The 1,139-nt window shown below is 34.0% G+C and carries 1 protein-coding gene; it reads left to right on the top strand.

Features of this window, described 5'->3' with window-relative positions:
* Positions 1 to 154: 154 nt before the first annotated feature.
* A complete protein-coding gene (locus EMN46_RS18555; RefSeq protein ID WP_154202506.1) occupies positions 155 to 1,132 on the top strand; it encodes an IS30 family transposase in 978 nt (325 codons plus the stop codon).
* The last annotated feature ends 7 nt before the right edge of the window (positions 1,133 to 1,139 follow it).

The following is a 1,139-nucleotide window of genomic DNA, read 5'->3' as shown; positions in this document are numbered from 1 at the left end:
CTTAGATTCAAGTAACAAATGCAACTGAAGGGATTTTAGATAAAAAAAGGAGATCTAATTTTTCAAGACAATGAGGAGAAATAGTCTCACCCATTGTCTATGTGGAATAAAAGTCTTTTTTTTACCACTAAAATCGCCAAACTAAAGTTGTAATATGGGACAATTAACCAGAGAACAAAGATATACTATTTCGGTAATGAAAGGAAGAGGCTATCAACAAATTGAAATAGCTAAAGCCATCGGAAAGGATAAATCAGTAATAAGTAGAGAATTAAAGAGAAATTGCGATCTGAGAAATGGAGAATACAGATATGAATTAGCTCATACTAAATACTTAAATCGTCTTTATAAAAAGGCAAAGCATCGAAATTTCACTTCAATATTAAAATCTCAAGTAGAGCTTTTGATAAGAGAAGATTATAGTCCAGAACAGGTTGTAGGTCGCATGAAAGCACAAGGACAAGCCTGTGTCTCACATGAGTGTATTTATCAACATATTTGGACTGATCTAAAAGATGGAGGAGACCTTTATACGCACCTTCGGAGAAATAAAAAAAGGTACAGAAAAAGAGGAGGTTCTAAGGATACTCGTGGTCAATTAAAGAACCGTATTGGTATTGAAAAACGTCCAGCAATTGTTGATCAAAAATCAAGGTTTGGAGACTTAGAAATAGATACGGTGATGGGGAAAAATCATAAAGGTGCCTTACTGACTATTAATGATAGACTCACAGGTATGGTTTGGATACGTCTTTTAGAAGGCAAAGAAGCGCAGCCGCTTGCAAAAGCAACTGTAGATGTGCTAAATCCAATAAAAGATCTGCTACATACAATAACGGCAGATAATGGAAAAGAGTTTGCTAAACACGAGCAGATTGCTGAGCAACTTGATTTGGATGTCTATTTTGCTAGACCGTATCATTCTTGGGAAAGAGGTGCTAATGAAAATACGAATGGTTTAATTAGACAATATTTCATTAAAGGATCTTCTTTTGATGGAATAACAAATGAAAAAGTACAATGGGTTCAAGATAAACTAAATAATAGGCCGAGAAAGCGTCTAAATTACTTGACTCCAAATGAAAAATATAATTATGTTGTAAATAATCAAAAAGTTGCATTTGCAACTTGAATTCAGG

The sequence above is a fragment of the Ancylomarina sp. 16SWW S1-10-2 genome (assembly GCF_009669305.1).
Classification (GTDB): domain Bacteria; phylum Bacteroidota; class Bacteroidia; order Bacteroidales; family Marinifilaceae; genus Ancylomarina.
Note: the sequence above shows the minus strand (reverse complement) of the source record. Positions and strands in the feature narration are given on the sequence as shown.